Origin of the sequence: Streptomyces venezuelae ATCC 10712, assembly GCF_008639165.1 — a bacterium.
Lineage (GTDB): Bacteria > Actinomycetota > Actinomycetes > Streptomycetales > Streptomycetaceae > Streptomyces > Streptomyces venezuelae.
The window spans coordinates 2,675,661-2,690,235 of the sequence record NZ_CP029197.1 but is presented as its reverse complement, the minus strand read 5'-3'; the positions used below and the strand labels follow the sequence as shown (position 1 = coordinate 2,690,235).

Genomic DNA, 14,575 nt, shown 5'->3' with positions numbered 1-14,575 from the left:
TCGCACCTCCGGTACGGGGCAGGTTGCCCCCCCGGCTGTCTCTTTGGCCTCCGTCTCCCCACTCCCAACTCCCCCTCCGGTTCACCCTCCCGGGTGGGGGAGTTGTCCACATTTCCCTCCCCGTCCACAGCCCCCGGCGGGATCTTCACCGCGGTCCCACGATGGTGAGCGACCGGAGAAGAGACAGCAGGGTGAACACAGGGTGGGGGACCGGAGCATGAACGACACGACCGTGACGCTCGTCGGCAACGTGGCGACGGCGGTGGAGTACCGGGACACGGCCACGGGAGGGGTGGCGAGGTTCCGTTTCGCGGTGACGGCGCGGCGCTGGGACCGTGAGAAGGAGCTGTGGACCGACGGGCCGACCAGCTTTTACACGGTGTCCGCCTGGCGTTCGCTCGGCGCCAACCTGGCGGCCTCGGTGTCCGTCGGGGAACCGCTCGTGGTGCACGGACGGTTGAGGGTCCGTGAGGACGAGCGGGACGGGCAGCGCAAGACCTTCGTGGACGTGGCCGCGCTCGCCGTGGGCCATGATCTGAGCCGGGGTACGGCCGCCTTCCGGCGGTCGGTACGGACGGAGCCCAGGTCAGAGGCCCTTTCGGGCCATGGAGCGGCGCCCGGCGGGCCGTTCGGACCGGAGCACGGGCAGGAGCGCGGGGCGGGGTCGGAGCGGGCGCCGGTGCTCGGTCCCGCACCGGAGCGGGACCCGTGGGCGGACGCGGCGGCGGACGCCGTGGCGGGGGAGGCAACTCGGTTGGTGACCGTGTCCTGACCTTGCGTTGTGTGGATTTGTCGACCAACTCGCCCTGCATGATAACGATTCCGAGTCGGAATGGTTATCGGACCGTATGGCAGGGCACCGGGGGGTTCCGCATCCCTAGGATTCCCGGGTACTCATGTGGCACGTGAGCCCATCGGGTCTGTGAATCTGCTGGCGTGCGCTCCCCCCACGCGAATCGACGTGTTCGCGGAGCGACTCGCCCGGAGGGGAAAGCAATGTATTCAGTTCGTGGGCGAGGCGCTGCTCGTCTCGCCGCAGCCACCCTGGTCTCGGGGCTCGTCGCCGCCAGTGCGATAGCCGTCGCGGGTCCGGCCTCGGCCGAAGAGGCACCGGGGGGCAACGGCGGAGCCACCGCCACGCTGGGCCAGCTGAAGATCGCCGCCAAGGTGACCATCACCGAGAAGGTCCCGAACCAGGAGAAGCCCTGGGTCTACGAGGAGGACGGCGGCCTCTTCGAGATGAAGGTCGAGAACGGGGGGCGACTGCAGACCTACTGCATCGACTTCCGGACCGGCGCTCGTGAGGGCAAGAAGTACAAGGAGGTCGGCTGGGGAGAGTCGTCCCTCCACAACAACCCTGACGCGGGCAAGATCCTCTGGATCCTCGAGAACTCCTTCCCGAACGTCTCGGTCTCCGCGCTCGCGGAGAAGGCCCACGTCAAGGGTCTGAGCAAGGAGACCGCGGCCGCCGCCACGCAGGCCGCGATCTGGCGCTACTCGGACAAGGTCGACGCCACGCCGGTCAACAAGCAGGCCGCCAAGGTGACCGAGTACCTCTTCAACAGCGCCACGAAGGTGGAGGAGCCCAAGGCCTCCCTCAGCCTCTCCCCGGCCGCCGTCTCGGGCAAGGCGGGAGACCGCCTCGGCCCGATCAAGGTCGGCACCAACCCCGGCGCCAAGGCCGCCCTGTCCGTGGTTCCGGGCGCCCCGGCCGGCATCGGTGTCGTCGACAAGGACGGCAAGGCGGTCACCAAGGCCGGCGACGGTGACGAGATCTTCGTCGACGTCCCGGCCGGCACCGCCGACGGCACGGCCCAGGTCAAGGCCGAGGTCTCCACGAAGGTCCCGCTCGGCCGCGCCTTCGTCAGCATCAAGGGCAAGAGCCAGACCATGATCCTGGCCGGCTCCAGCGACTCCACCGTCACCGCCCTGTCCACCGCCACGTGGGCGAAGAAGGGTGCCGTCCCGGCCGTCACGGTCGCCAAGGACTGCGCCAAGGGCGGCCTCGAGGTCATCGCGTCCAACAAGGGTGACGAGCCCTGGACCTTCGACCTGAAGGGCACCTCGCACACCGTCGCCCCGGGCGAGACGAAGACCATCCCGGTCCCGCTCGCCGAGGACGAGGCGTACAAGTTCACCATCACCGGCCCGAACGGCTTCGAGCAGACCTTCGAGGGCGTCCTGGACTGCAAGACGGCCACCCCCGGCCCGAAGCCGTCCGAGACCCCCACCACGGAGCCCTCGACGGAGCCCTCGCCGTCGACCCCCGGTGCCACGACCGGTGACACCACGGGCGGCACGACCGGCTCCACCACCGGCGGCTCCACCACGACCGGTGGCGGCGACCTCGCCGAGACCGGCAGCTCCAACGCCACCCCGATGATCGCCGGCATCGCCGCCGCGCTCGTCGTGATCGGCGGCGGCGCGGTGTTCTTCCTCCGCAAGAAGAAGACCGCCGGCCACTGAGCCCAGGCCCCCGGTGCCGGCCCCGCCGGCACCGGGACACCGCCTGAGCCCACAGGGTGATCCGCGTCACACCGGACACGCCCCGTGACCCCCGCACGACCCCGGACCGCACCAGCGTCCGGGGTCGTCGCACGTCCGGGCCCCTGTTTCCGCCCGGGGGTGGCGTGGGGAGAGCTGTCAGGTCCCGACTGCCAGCCGTTCACCGGCGCTGTCCCCGACACCCAGGTCAGCGCGCATCACACCCCGCATGGTCTCCCATTGCTCCCATAGCCGAACGAACTCGGTCCTTATGTCGTCAAAGGATCCATCGGGGTCGGGATTCCCTTCCTCCAGGCACATGGTCCGCCGGTAGACCTCGGACAGCGCCGTCGTCATCTCATCCAACTCGGCTAGAACTGCTGCGGACGCGATGAGCTGAGCCTCAGCGAAGACTGAGTGGTGATCGCGTCGGGCTTCTTCGAGCACCTCCCGGGCCTCCGGCGTGACAACTCCCTTGTGCACGGTCCACAGGAAGTTCATGAGATGCGTCCAATAGCGCCGGAACGACGCATTGACCTGCATGTAGCTCTCACGCCGTCGGTTCAGTTCGGCCACCTGCTGCTCGCGGCGCCAGTGGGCTGCAGCGACCTGCTGTTGGCGCTCGAACTGTTCCGATTGAACCCGGCCTAGCAGGCGCTGCGACAGGACGGATGCGATGAGCGTGCCTGTCACACCGACCACCGCAGCGGCTAACCCGATGAGTGCGCTTCCCATGGAACCCCCTGACTGACCGTGAGAGACATCGGTGGCATCCTGCCCGCCGTGCGCGATTGGTACTGTCCGGCCGTGACGTTGACTGACCTAAGGGATGGCTTTCGCGATGATGACCAGCGGCGGTGCGTCCAAGCCGTGGTTCACAGCCGCCTCGCGGACGACCGGGAGCCGCAGGAGTGCCGCTACCTGATGCGCTTCTGGTGGCAGCTGAGCATGCCGTACCAGGAAGTTTCGCTTGAGGAACTGCGCCAGAACGTCGGCAGGCAGAAGCTGGACGCGCTCTTGGAACTGATCAGCGCCATCCGGTCCTCCCACGATGAGATCGATGCCTGGCTTGCCGCTGCACAGCAAGCCTTCCCAGTGATTCAGGACCGCGGCTTCAACTTGAACGTTTGACGGGGCGGATGTCGAGTCGGGTGCCCCAGCGGAGACGGCGGGAGGAGTGGTCGCCAGCAGACGACCCTTCATCAGCGGGAAAGCTGCTAGCGAGAGGCTGTTCTGTGCTCTCATACGGCGAGCCTCAACCGTAGCCAAACGAAGGCGGTCCCTACGTCCGCAGCCACGACGGCCAGCACCTCCTGGAGCGGTCCGTATGACGATGCCGAAGCCGCTGAGTGAGTCCGAGAACGTCTACGACTTCCTGGAGCGGGTCCGCCGCAATGGCTCCCTTCCCTCCCTGGGCCGGGCGGGAGAGATCGAGCGCGAAGCCGAGACCACCAACACGCCAGCCATTGAGCTGTTCTTCGCCTTGCTTGATCAGTTCCGAAGCGAGCCCAGCCAGCCGAGCGGTGAGAGTACTTCTACTTCATCAAGGCACCCCCCGCGCACGGCGCGGCGCGCGGCCCGTCCCTGTGCTCCTGTCTACGCTCCGCTCCAGCCCGAGCGCCGTCCGCACGCCTGACAGCTCGGGTTGATAGGCGGCAGAAGCAGGCCTTCAAGCACGGCAATCGTCACATGGCACGCGTAGCCACGAGCGTTGCCGACTGCGGCCGGGACGGGCGACCCAAAGACGGCCAGCGGCGAGGGAGGAGTGGCCTCTTGCGCATGGCCGACCGACTGCCGGGCCTGAGTAGGGCGGGGCGCCGTGCCCCCGCCGTCACGGATGCCGGGAGCGTGAGGCGACCGCAGCTCCGGGGAGGGGCAGGCGGGGAGCAGCTGCTGCCGCGAAGTGGTGCCAGCCGGTGTGGTCGCTCAGCGTCGGTGCGGGCCTCGCTGTGGTTGAGGAGCGCGTCGTCAACATCGCGTACCGTGACCGCGTGGACGAAGAGCCGGTGCTCATCAAGCTCACACGCGGCCAGGCGTTCGTCCTGTCCGACTGGCTCTACGAGGTCACGATCGAGTCCGGCAAGCTCGTGCCCGACCGCGCGGTCTGGTCTGCGATCGATGCAATCTCAAGGCCCCTGGAAACGACGCTGCCTGAAGTCTTCATGCCGGACTATCTCGGTCGCCTGGACCAGACACGGCAACGTTTGCTCCATGCCATGGGTGGTGGCGAGGGGTAGACCAGAGCTGGTCACGGCTGCCGTCCGGCGATGGCATCAGCGGCTGACACCAACGAGTGCGAATCTCGGCGATCGACGCCGAGCCTCAGCGGCAGGCCAGACGACATGCGGATCACGTTGGGCGAGGTCCCAGAGTCCCCATGATCGGCCCGATCAGGATGAGGGCGAATTGCAAACCTTGTTCGCCGGCGTGCATGCCTTCCTAGGTTGCTTTCCCGTATTCGACCTTGGCGACCTCGGGCCAGATCAATTCAGGGACTGAATGGGCTTCCCAGACTTTGGGGTCATGAGTACTTGCATGGTCGTAAAATATTGAGAGCGGTTCCAGCTCTTCGATGCGCGAATCTGTAAATCTTTGCCTAACCTTCTGACCCCAAGGACCATGCACGATGGCGTCCGCAAGAAGTGCAACATCCCACTTGAGTCGCAGAGATTTGCAGAAACCAACATTTGACCACTCGGGATCATATTGGCGGGCAGGCGTACTGAGTAGTATCACGGCGTCCGCCTCAACCCCATACTGGGTTGCGTAAAGAATCACAGCACCACCGTAGCTGTGGCCAATCAATGCGTCATATCTCCTAACCCCCTTTTCTTTTATTGACCATTCCGCAAAACGCCGAGCTGCCGTCCTGCGGTCACGGTCGCGAATTGATCCACTCCAGTCCCAGGGGCTGTGATCATTGTAGATATTAGGCTTGGGTCCATCCAGGAGGTATTGGTGAAATTCGCCACCCCGCCGCCACCAGTCATTCGAGTAGGCGGCAGTGCCATGAACGATAAAAGAGACGCTCGGCACGCCGAGCTGCTTCGGAGCCGCTCCCGCCATAGACGGTGGAGGTGTGATCCCCGTCGCGGCTACACCCAGCTCACGGACCCCTGGGTCACTGCTAGCCCCTGCCGAGCCTAGAATAGACGAAATAGCTTGAGTCTCGATTCCGGTGACATGGAAGCGTGTTTCTTCTTCTTGAGTGAGTGGCAGCAGGGAAATGGCAGCCGCAGTACGCACTGCGGGGTTTCTGTGCCGAAGGCAAGATCTGAGCAAGGCGAGCGCTGCCGGGATATCTTGGTCCTTGGTGGCGTCCCACAATTTTCGGGAGCTTGCGGCAATATCAGCCGGGGAAGCCGATTTATCCCTAAGGTGCAGGTAGTCAAGCAGATATGCGCTTTCCTGTAGGGCTGTCGCCACTTCATTGATGGAGTCCACCTTAAGATGCGGCAATTCCATCATCTCGGCTTCCTCGGCGATATCGTCCAGAGTGGAAGCTCCACCATTCACTTGGATACCTAGGCCCAACAGGCGACCCGCGAACGTCCAGATTGCCGGAGGGTTATCCTCAAGGAAGGGATCGTACCCTCGTGCTGGCTCTGTAATCAGGGAGAGCACCACCGCGAACCTCCAGTGGGGACTAGTCTCAGTCTAAGCCTGGAGGTGGTTGGATGCGCGCGGGGATTAGGGGCTGAGCGTTCACCACCCCTGAATCAGGTCGAAGCTGGGTGCGACCTCTCTGAACGCGTCCTCGGAACGTGAGGTCGACGGGGTGGACGTGATTCCAAGGGATTCTGGGCGACCGCAGGGGGCGGTGTACCCGGCGGGAATCAGCCGGGCAGCCTCTGTTCCACGTCACCACCGAGTCAGGCCAAGCAACGCCTACCGCGAGATGCGACCAATTCGTGGACGGACAAGGCTCGGCGTCCCCCTCGTGGACTCCGCCCTGAGCAGACTTCTGATCCACACGGGGCCTCCGGAGTCGTGTGCGGTCGGCGTCATCATGGGCGGTATGAACCCTGAATCCAGTAGTGCCCCGACGGAGAGCACCCACGTCACAGTCGTGGCGAAGGGTGCCGGGCTGGTCTTCACGTGGGACGCGGACGCGCGGATCGAGGTGCGGGACCTCGGGGGCGAGGTTGTCATCGAGGCGAACGCGGCCGGCCTCCGGACGCTGGCTGGGCATCTGCTGGTGCTGGCCGGTGATGGCGTCCCCGATGGGGCTCACCTCCACCTCGAAGACAGCAACGGGCTGGAGGACGGGTCCGTCGGCTTGGTGCTGGAGCGTAGCGACGCGGAGTAGTGCTGCCGGCGTGCGGGCTGCCGGGCGGCCGTCGCTGGGCCGTGGGAGGGGGCTCAGGGGTGACCGCTGGCGACCAACGGTGACAGGTCGGCTACGAGGGTGATCCGGGAACGTGCAGGTCAGCGGGCTCCCCGCCTACTGGTTCGCACCCGGGGGTGGCGGTCAGGCAAGATGGGGTGTATCTGCCCACTCACTCTTTGCCGGACGGTTTCTCTTGGCTGAGTACATCTACACGATGCGCAAGGCGCGCAAGGCGCACGGCGACAAGGTCATCCTCGATGACGTGACGCTGAGCTTCCTGCCGGGCGCGAAGATCGGTGTGGTCGGCCCGAACGGTGCCGGTAAGTCCACCGTTCTGAAGATCATGGCGGGCCTCGAGCAGCCGTCCAACGGTGACGCGTTCCTGTCGCCCGGCTTCACCGTCGGCATGCTCCTCCAGGAGCCGCCGCTCGACGAGTCGAAGACCGTCCTGGAGAACGTGCAGGACGGCGCCGCCGAGATCATGGGGAAGCTGAAGCGCTTCAACGAGGTCGCGGAGCTCATGGCGACCGACTACTCGGACGCGCTCATGGAGGAGATGGGCAAGCTCCAGGAGGACCTGGACCACGCCAACGCCTGGGACCTCGACGCCCAGCTGGAGCAGGCCATGGACGCCCTGGGCTGCCCGCCCGGCGACTGGCCCGTCACCAACCTCTCCGGTGGTGAGAAGCGCCGCGTCGCGCTCTGCAAGCTCCTCCTCGAGGCGCCCGACCTGCTCCTCCTCGACGAGCCCACCAACCACCTGGACGCCGAGTCCGTGCAGTGGCTGGAGCAGCACCTCGCCAAGTACCCCGGCACCGTCGTCGCCGTCACCCACGACCGGTACTTCCTCGACAACGTCGCCGAGTGGATCCTGGAGCTCGACCGCGGTCGCGCCCACCCGTACGAGGGCAACTACTCCACCTACCTCGACACCAAGGCCACCCGCCTCAAGGTCGAGGGCCAGAAGGACGCCAAGCGTGCGAAGCGTCTGAAGGAGGAGCTGGAGTGGGTGCGGTCCAACGCCAAGGGGCGTCAGGCCAAGTCCAAGGCCCGTCTCGCGCGCTACGAGGAGATGGCGGCCGAGGCCGACAAGATGCGGAAGCTGGACTTCGAGGAGATCCAGATCCCGCCGGGCCCGCGTCTGGGCTCCATCGTCGTCGAGGTCGAGAACCTCTCGAAGGCCTTCGGCGACAAGGTCCTCATCGACGACCTCTCCTTCACGCTGCCGCGTAACGGCATCGTCGGCGTCATCGGCCCGAACGGCGCCGGCAAGACCACGCTCTTCAAGATGATCCAGGGTCTGGAGACCCCGGACTCCGGCTCCATCAAGGTCGGCGAGACCGTCAAGATCTCGTACGTCGACCAGAGCCGCTCCAACATCGACCCGAAGAAGACGCTGTGGGCCGTCGTCTCCGACGAGCTCGACTACATCAACGTCGGTCACGTCGAGATGCCCTCCCGCGCGTACGTCTCCGCGTTCGGCTTCAAGGGCCCGGACCAGCAGAAGCCGGCCGGCGTGCTCTCCGGCGGTGAGCGCAACCGCCTGAACCTCGCGCTCACCCTCAAGCAGGGCGGCAACCTGCTGCTCCTCGACGAGCCGACCAACGACCTCGACGTCGAGACCCTGTCCTCCCTGGAGAACGCGCTCCTCGAGTTCCCGGGCGCCGCGGTGGTCGTCTCCCACGACCGCTGGTTCCTGGACCGGGTGGCCACCCACATCCTCGCGTACGAGGGTGAGTCGAAGTGGTTCTGGTTCGAGGGCAACTTCGAGTCGTACGAGAAGAACAAGGTCGAGCGGCTCGGCCCGGACGCGGCCCGTCCGCACCGTGCCACGTACAAGAAGCTGACCCGAGGCTGAGCGTGCGCCACATCTACAGCTGTCCCCTGCGCTGGTCGGACATGGACGCCTTCGGGCACGTCAACAACGTCGTCTTTCTGCGGTACCTGGAAGAGGCGCGGATCGACTTCATGTTCCGGCTGGCGCCGGGGGACGGTTCCCCTTCGTTCTCCGGCGGGTCCGTCGTGGCCCGGCACGAGATCGACTACGTGCGACCGCTGGTCCACCGGCACGCCCCGGTGACCGTGGAGTCCTGGGTGACGAAGATAGGCGCGGCGTCGCTGACGATCGCGTACGAGATCAAGGACCCGGACGTGACCTACGTACGGGCCTCGACGGTCGTCGTCCCGTTCGACTTGGAGGAGCAGCGGCCCCGGCGGATCTCCGCCGAGGAGCGCGCCTTCCTGGAGGAGTACGTCGACGACGGGATGACGTCCGCCGCATGACCGTGCTCGCGCCGCTGCACTTCGCCGACGCCCGGGAGGCGGCGGCCCTCGCCGCCTTCCTGACCCGGCTCGTCCACTACGACCGGGCCGCCGCCGTCCGCCTCCAGGCGGGCGGCGGGGCGCTGGCCGTGTTCGGCCGGCCGGCCTCCTTCGAGGTGCTGGCCGTCCGAACGGCCCGCCTCGTCGACGACGTCGAGCTCGACGTCACCGTCTCCGCCGGTGAACTCCTCGAAGGCATCGAGGAGTCGGCGGGGAAGGCCGTCGTCCCCGACTCCGTGACCGGGCCCCCGTGGACCGGTGTCCTCCCGCCGCGCTCCGGCTGGCGGCCCGTCGCCGGGCTGCCTGACGCCGCCGGGATGCGGGGCGCGGTCGCCGCCGCCGTCGCCGAATTCCGCTCGCGCGACGAGGAGTTGCCCGAGGAGCGGCGCACCAGGAGCGAGCGCGACCGCATCGGGCGCGAGATCTGGTCCCGGACCCTCGGCACCACCGGACTGCCGCTGCGAGCCGTGCACGCCGCCCAGTCCCTGGGCTTCCTGCCGCCCGTCGCGACGGACGCCCCGGTCGCCCTGTTCGCCTCCGGGTCCTGGCTGCGCCTCCGTACGCCCTACGGCTCCATCGCCCTCCGCACGGCCCCCCTCACGCTGACCGTCACCCCTGGGACCCACGGGTGACCCTGGGGGCCGATAGATGACCCTGGGGATCCGCGGATGACCTCCGCCACCCCCGGGACCCCCGGGACCCTCGGATGACCCCCGGCCGGCGACCATCGGCCCGCGCCTGGGTCGCCGCCCGCGCCTGGGTCACCAGCCGCGCCTGGGTCGCCGGCCCCCGCTAGGTCGCCGCCCGCGCCTGAGCCACCACCCCCGCCCACGCCCCCGCACCGACCACCCCTCCTCACCGCCCGCCCCGCGGCCCCCGCCCGGCGGGCGGCGGCTCGACGGGCCGTGGCGGGCCTCCCGTTCCTCGCGCTCTCGGCGTTCCCGGCGCGCCTGGCGGTCCGCTCTGCTGAAGCGCCACGCCCCGGCCGTCGCCGCCGCGAGCAGCGGTGCCGCCAGGAGCGCCGGGCGCCAGGGGGACGTGGAGCCCTCCACCGCCGGGCCCACCCGGCGGCGTGGGTCGTAGGCCACCCGTACGGTCCCGCCGTCCGGGGCGACCCGGCGGTCCTCCGCGAGGGTGGCCGGGTATCCGCCGGGGCAGCGCAGGGTGTGGTGGTGCAGGGTCTTCTCGGCGCCGCCCTCGCCGAACGACTCCCGGGTCTCGGCCCAGACCCGTACGACCACGCAGTCGGCGACCGCGCTTCGGCCGGCCGACTGGTCGGCGGAGGCCACCGCGAGCAGCAGCCCGCCGGTGAGCGCGAGCGCGCCCCAGAAGCCCACGACGCCGTCGACGAGCAGGTAGTACGCCACTGCCGCGACGAGGATCGCCGCCGCGCCGACGGCGACCGCGACCGGGGTGGACGGCGCGGCCGGGGACCCGAAGCACCAGACCGCCCAGGCGTAGACCGCCACCGTGCAGGCGGCGGGCAGGATCGTGGCCGTCCACTTTCCCGTACGCGTCGAACTCCCCGTATCCGTGGCCGACATGGACATCACCCCCTGGCCGTGGGGACGTCCGGCGCGCGGTGTTCGGTTGCTCAGCGCTCGGCGTCGTCCGGCCACACCCCGATGTGGTCCTGTTCGAGCTCCAGGGCCACCCGGTGTTCCATGCCCAGCGCCTCGGTGTACTCGGCGGGGAGCTGGAGCCGGCCGGCGCGGTCGAGCATCGCGTACTCGCGGGCCACCAGGGACTCCTTGCCCTGGTCGTCGACCTCGGTGCGGCGCAGCACCTCGGAGGAGGTGCGGCCGTCGCGGATGGCGACCGTGCGGCGGACCTCGGTGGCGACGGCCTGGTCGTGGGTGACGATCACGATCGTCGTGCCGAGTTCCTCGTTGGCGCGGCGGAAGGCCGCGAAGACCTGCTCGCCGGTGGCGGAGTCCAGCTCGCCGGTCGGCTCGTCGGCGAGGAGCACGGCGGGGTTGTTGGCGAGGGCGACGGCGATGGCCACCCGCTGCTGCTGGCCGCCGGAGAGCTGGTGGGGCCGCCGGTCGCGGATCTCCGCGATGCCGAGCATCGCGAGGAGTTCCTCGGCCCGCTCGGTCTTCTGCTTGGCGCGGCCTTTCAACTGCATGGGCAGGGCCACGTTCTGGGCGGCCGTCAGGTAGGGGAGGAGGTTGCGGGCGGTCTGCTGCCAGACGAAGCCGACGACCTCGCGGCGGTAGCGGAGCCGGGCCTTGCCGTCCATGGCGAGCAGGTCGCAGCCCGCGACGCGGGCCGCGCCGGCGGTCGGCACGTCCAGGCCCGCGAGGATGTTCATCAGCGTCGACTTGCCCGAGCCGGACGCGCCGACCAGGGCCATCAACTCGCCTTCCTTGACGAGGAGGTCGAGCCCCTGGAGGGCCTGCACCTCCACCCCGTCGGTGGTGAAGATCCGGACGAGCCGGTCGCAGGCGATGAGCGCGTCATGGCCGTACGAGGGCCGGTCGCGGTGCGCGGTCACGCGCCGCTCCAGCTCCTCCAGGGTGGTGGGGCCTGCGGCGGGCCCCGCCGCGGCGGCCCGGCTCGACGTGTCGGTCTTCGTCATCGTGCGTCTCCTGCCCTGAGTTCCTTGATCGAGCCCCTGCGCCCCGCCCACCAGGCCTGTCCGGCCGCCGCCGCCCCCGTGATGAGGACGACCGCGACGGCGGGGACGAGCAGCGACCACGGGTCGGCCCGCAGTGGCGCGCTGTCCAGCGGGGCGAGGCCCGGGGCCGTCGCCAGCGCGAGCCGGAACAGGTCGATGCCGGGGGCGAGCAGCGGCACCGTCGCCCAGCCGACCAGGGTGCCGCCGAGCGCGGCGAGGACCGCCTGCGGCAGTGCTTCGAGGCCGAGCAGCCGCCGTCCCTGCTTCCGGGTCAGGCCCATCGTCCGCAGCCGGGCGAGGAGCGTGGTGCGCTCCGGCGCGTTCTGCATCAGGGAGAGGAGCACGGCCACCACGGCGAACCCGGCGCCCGCGCCGATCGCCCCGAGGTACATCCGCTCGGCGCCCGACTGGAGCGGCGAGTCCACGTAGGTGGCGCGTTCCTCGGTGCGCAGGGAGACCAGGAGGGCGTCGGACTTCGCCTTGACGGTGGCCCGCAGCGCGGCGCCGTCGGTGGGTCCTGTGACCAGCATCGCGGTGGACGCGCGGTGGGTGAGGTCGGCGGCGTTGACGAGGAGGAAGTCGGCGCCGGAGAGGGCCGGGGTGGTCGGCCGGACGGCGACGACCTTCACCCGGAAGACTCCGGCCGCGGTCACGACCTCCTGCGGTGCGCTGCCGAGCCGCGCGGCGACCGACGGCGAGGCGACGGCGGGCAGCACCCGCTCGGTGTCGGCGGCGGCCTCCTTGCCGCCCTTGCCGGTCGAGGCGAGCAGTGCGGCGGGGAAGGGCCCGAAGCCGGTGCGTGCCGCGAGCCGGGTGTACGAGTCGGGTTCGACGCCCACCAGCGGGGAGCTCATCGGCTGGGCGGAGGTGCCCTGGTGGGACGGCAGCGACACGCCGTACTCGATCTGCAGCGGCGTCACGTCCCGGACGCCCGGCGTGCCGCGTACCGCCTCGGCGAGGCCGGCGGGCAGCGGGGTCCATTCGACGGAGCCGTCGATCCGGGCGTCCGCGCCGGTCGACAGGAGCGCGGCCCGGTCGCGGGCGTCGGCGACGCCGGCCAGGACGGATCCGCCGAAGGCGGCCGTGGTCAGCGCGAGGACGAGCGCGAGCAGCGGCAGGGTGCCGGCCGAGGACGAGCGTCCGGCGCGGGCCAGGGCCAGCGGGCCGACGGCGCCGCGCAGCCGGCGGGCCGGGCGGGCGGCCCATCGCAGCGGCAGCGGATAGATCCGTACGAGGAGCGTGGCGGCGATCAGGCCGACGAGCACCGGGGCGGCGCTCACCAGGTGGTCCCCGGCGTCGTCGGTGCCGCGCAGCCGCAGGGAGGCGACGGCGCCCACGGCGAGGACGATCAGGGTGAGTTCGAGGACGGTGCGCCGCCGGGAGGGGCGGGCGGTGAGCAGGTCGTCGCGGCCGCCGTGCAGCCGGGGGCGCCGGTGCAGGACGACGGCCCGCAGGGGCAGGACGAGGGCGGCGAGCAGGGCGACGAGGGCGGCGGCGAGCACCGAGGGGAGCAGCGGGATGCCGCTCGACGCGGCGGCGCCCGCCACGGCGTCCGGTGCCGTTTCTCCGTCGCCGGGTCCCCGTACCGTCAGCACGGCCAGGGCCAGGGCGGCCGCGGCGGCCGGGAGGACCACGGCCGTCGTCTCGCCGAGCAGCCGGAGCCCGATGCCGGTGAGCGAGGCGCCGCGGGAGCGGATCAGGGAGAGTTCGCCGTCCCGGCGGGCGACGAACAGGCCGCCGGTCATGGCGAGGACGACGGCGGCGACGGCGCCGATCCCGAAGACGGCGACGGCGACGACCGGGGTGATCGCGTCGCGCATCGAACGGTACGAGTCGACGATTCCGTCCAGGCCGGTGTTCAGCGCGCCGGTCGGGCCCACGACTTCGCGCAGCTTGACCAGGTCGGGTCCGCCGGACGCGGAGGAGAGGGCGGCGGAGAGCTGTTCGGCGTCGCGGCCGGTGAGGTGCCCGGTGGTGGGCATGTACCGGAAGAAGACCTCCGGTTCACCTGTGGTGGAGAGCGTGGCGGGGGCCGAGGTGGGGGAGAGGAGGAGGGCCGCTTGCCAGTAGTACTTGACCTCCTGGGAGACGAGGGCGGCGAGCGCGGGGGTGCGGAGCAGCGGTTCCACGGCCCAGTAGGCGCCTTCGGGGCCGCGTGGTTCCACGATCCCGGTGACCGTGACGGCGATCGGCTCCGCCCTGACCCTGCCGGGCACGTGGACGACGGAGCCGGGCTTGAGACGCAGCTTCTCGGCGGTCTGCGCGGTCACCACGGCCTCCGGCCGCCCGGCCGTGCCGGCGGCGGCCCGGCCCTTGGTCAGGGTGGAGTGGGCGGGCAGGTCGGACGGGGCGGAGAGCACGAACTGGGGGTCGATTCCGTCCGGCCGCGGCAGCCACGGGTCGGTGCCCTCGACCCGCTTGACCGTACGGACGCCGTGGACGCTCTGCCGGGCGTCGGTCCGCAGCGGGTCGGGCAGCAGGGCGCGGGCCTCGTCGCGCTGTTTGCGCAGGACGGCCGGGGCGAGGCCCGCCTCCCGCGTGGCGGGGGGGAGTTCGAGGCCGGGCGGTTCGGCGGTCAGTTCGAGGACGCTGTCGCGGGGCGCGGCGGTCCGGATGTCGTGCCGCAGGCCCTCCGTCTCGTACGCGTCCACGGCACGCGGCAGCGCGGCGGCGAGGTAGGCGGTGACGAGGGTGAGCAGCGCGAGGAAGGCCGCGGCCCGGGGCGCGGTCCGCAGCCGGGTCCGCACCCAGGGCGCCACGGCGCGGGCGGGCTTGTCGGACCGGGACCGGGGCATGTCGGGTGCCTTCCTGCGTACGGC

14 protein-coding genes are annotated in these 14,575 nt (G+C 70.0%); 9 read left to right on the top strand and 5 right to left on the bottom strand.

The features are described 5' to 3' along the window. The first annotated feature begins 217 nt into the window (after positions 1–217). Both DEJ43_RS12245 and DEJ43_RS12240 read left to right on the top strand, forming a co-directional pair. The gene (locus tag DEJ43_RS12245; RefSeq protein WP_015033674.1) at positions 218–772 is read left to right on the top strand and encodes a single-stranded DNA-binding protein; all 555 of its coding nucleotides are present in this window, start codon (positions 218–220) and stop codon (positions 770–772) included. A 224-nt stretch (positions 773–996) separates the two neighbouring features. Next, positions 997–2,466: a Cys-Gln thioester bond-forming surface protein gene (locus DEJ43_RS12240; RefSeq protein WP_015033673.1), complete on the top strand. Its 1,470-nt coding sequence runs from the start codon at positions 997–999 to the stop codon at positions 2,464–2,466. A 177-nt stretch (positions 2,467–2,643) separates the two neighbouring features. Here DEJ43_RS12240 and DEJ43_RS12235 read toward each other — a convergent pair whose 3' ends face one another. Then, positions 2,644–3,219 carry a hypothetical protein gene (locus tag DEJ43_RS12235; protein WP_015033672.1) on the bottom strand — a complete coding sequence of 192 codons (576 nt, stop codon included), beginning with the start codon at positions 3,217–3,219 and terminating at the stop codon, positions 2,644–2,646. A 72-nt stretch (positions 3,220–3,291) separates the two neighbouring features. Here DEJ43_RS12235 and DEJ43_RS12230 point away from each other — a divergent pair, with 72 nt between their 5' ends. The 3 genes from DEJ43_RS12230 to DEJ43_RS12220 all read left to right on the top strand — a co-directional run bounded on the left by DEJ43_RS12230 (position 3,292) and on the right by DEJ43_RS12220 (position 4,721). Further along, positions 3,292–3,615 (top strand): hypothetical protein, encoded by a 324-nt coding sequence (locus DEJ43_RS12230; RefSeq protein WP_145953702.1) that lies wholly within the window; start codon positions 3,292–3,294, stop codon positions 3,613–3,615. 196 nt (positions 3,616–3,811) lie between these two features. Continuing rightward, positions 3,812–4,120 carry a hypothetical protein gene (locus DEJ43_RS12225; RefSeq protein WP_015033670.1) on the top strand — a complete coding sequence of 103 codons (309 nt, stop codon included), beginning with the start codon at positions 3,812–3,814 and terminating at the stop codon, positions 4,118–4,120. Positions 4,121–4,475: 355 nt separating this feature from the next. Further along, positions 4,476–4,721: a hypothetical protein gene (locus DEJ43_RS12220; protein ID WP_041663874.1), complete on the top strand. Its 246-nt coding sequence runs from the start codon at positions 4,476–4,478 to the stop codon at positions 4,719–4,721. 202 nt (positions 4,722–4,923) lie between these two features. Here the strand turns inward: DEJ43_RS12220 and DEJ43_RS12215 are convergent, their stop codons facing one another. Then, entirely contained in the window at positions 4,924–6,111 is a 1,188-nt protein-coding gene (locus tag DEJ43_RS12215; RefSeq protein WP_015033668.1) for an alpha/beta fold hydrolase, read from the bottom strand. A gap of 391 nt (positions 6,112–6,502) precedes the next feature. Here DEJ43_RS12215 and DEJ43_RS12210 point away from each other — a divergent pair, with 391 nt between their 5' ends. The 4 genes from DEJ43_RS12210 to DEJ43_RS12195 all read left to right on the top strand — a co-directional run bounded on the left by DEJ43_RS12210 (position 6,503) and on the right by DEJ43_RS12195 (position 9,768). Then, a complete protein-coding gene (locus DEJ43_RS12210; protein ID WP_181399426.1) occupies positions 6,503–6,793 on the top strand; it encodes an Imm32 family immunity protein in 291 nt (96 codons plus the stop codon). 214 nt (positions 6,794–7,007) lie between these two features. Next, positions 7,008–8,672, top strand: coding sequence for an energy-dependent translational throttle protein EttA (gene ettA, locus DEJ43_RS12205; RefSeq protein WP_041662404.1), 1,665 nt, complete (start codon positions 7,008–7,010; stop codon positions 8,670–8,672). 2 nt (positions 8,673–8,674) lie between these two features. Beyond that, positions 8,675–9,097 carry an acyl-CoA thioesterase gene (locus DEJ43_RS12200; protein ID WP_015033665.1) on the top strand — a complete coding sequence of 141 codons (423 nt, stop codon included), beginning with the start codon at positions 8,675–8,677 and terminating at the stop codon, positions 9,095–9,097. Beyond that, entirely contained in the window at positions 9,094–9,768 is a 675-nt protein-coding gene (locus DEJ43_RS12195) for a DUF8185 domain-containing protein (protein WP_015033664.1), read from the top strand. The genes DEJ43_RS12200 and DEJ43_RS12195 overlap by 4 nt, the downstream gene beginning before the upstream one ends. 129 nt (positions 9,769–9,897) lie before the next feature. Here the strand turns inward: DEJ43_RS12195 and DEJ43_RS12190 are convergent, their stop codons facing one another. Genes DEJ43_RS12190 through DEJ43_RS12180 form a run of 3 tightly spaced genes read right to left on the bottom strand, consistent with a single transcriptional unit; the run spans position 9,898 to position 14,551 of the window. Further along, complete coding sequence (locus DEJ43_RS12190; protein WP_015033663.1) at positions 9,898–10,680, bottom strand: hypothetical protein; 783 nt, start codon at positions 10,678–10,680, stop codon at positions 9,898–9,900. Between the two features lie 50 nt (positions 10,681–10,730). Then, complete coding sequence (locus DEJ43_RS12185) at positions 10,731–11,717, bottom strand: ABC transporter ATP-binding protein (RefSeq protein ID WP_015033662.1); 987 nt, start codon at positions 11,715–11,717, stop codon at positions 10,731–10,733. Further along, the gene (locus tag DEJ43_RS12180) at positions 11,714–14,551 is read right to left on the bottom strand and encodes an FtsX-like permease family protein (protein ID WP_041662402.1); all 2,838 of its coding nucleotides are present in this window, start codon (positions 14,549–14,551) and stop codon (positions 11,714–11,716) included. The genes DEJ43_RS12185 and DEJ43_RS12180 overlap by 4 nt, the downstream gene beginning before the upstream one ends. Between the last annotated feature and the right edge of the window lie 24 nt (positions 14,552–14,575).

Bases quoted from the DNA above. Each gene is read 5' to 3' on its own strand.
- DEJ43_RS12240 (WP_015033673.1), top strand. From the start codon at position 997: ATGTATTCAGTTCGTGGGCGAGGCGCTGCTCGTCTCGCCGCAGCCACC.
- DEJ43_RS12210 (WP_181399426.1), top strand. From the start codon at position 6,503: ATGAACCCTGAATCCAGTAGTGCCCCGACGGAGAGCACCCACGTCACA.
- DEJ43_RS12190 (WP_015033663.1), bottom strand. From the start codon at position 10,680: ATGTCGGCCACGGATACGGGGAGTTCGACGCGTACGGGAAAGTGGACG.
- DEJ43_RS12185 (WP_015033662.1), bottom strand. From the start codon at position 11,717: ATGACGAAGACCGACACGTCGAGCCGGGCCGCCGCGGCGGGGCCCGCC.
- DEJ43_RS12195 (WP_015033664.1), top strand. From the start codon at position 9,094: ATGACCGTGCTCGCGCCGCTGCACTTCGCCGACGCCCGGGAGGCGGCG.
- DEJ43_RS12180 (WP_041662402.1), bottom strand. From the start codon at position 14,551: ATGCCCCGGTCCCGGTCCGACAAGCCCGCCCGCGCCGTGGCGCCCTGG.
- DEJ43_RS12225 (WP_015033670.1), top strand. From the start codon at position 3,812: ATGACGATGCCGAAGCCGCTGAGTGAGTCCGAGAACGTCTACGACTTC.
- DEJ43_RS12235 (WP_015033672.1), bottom strand. From the start codon at position 3,219: ATGGGAAGCGCACTCATCGGGTTAGCCGCTGCGGTGGTCGGTGTGACA.
- DEJ43_RS12245 (WP_015033674.1), top strand. From the start codon at position 218: ATGAACGACACGACCGTGACGCTCGTCGGCAACGTGGCGACGGCGGTG.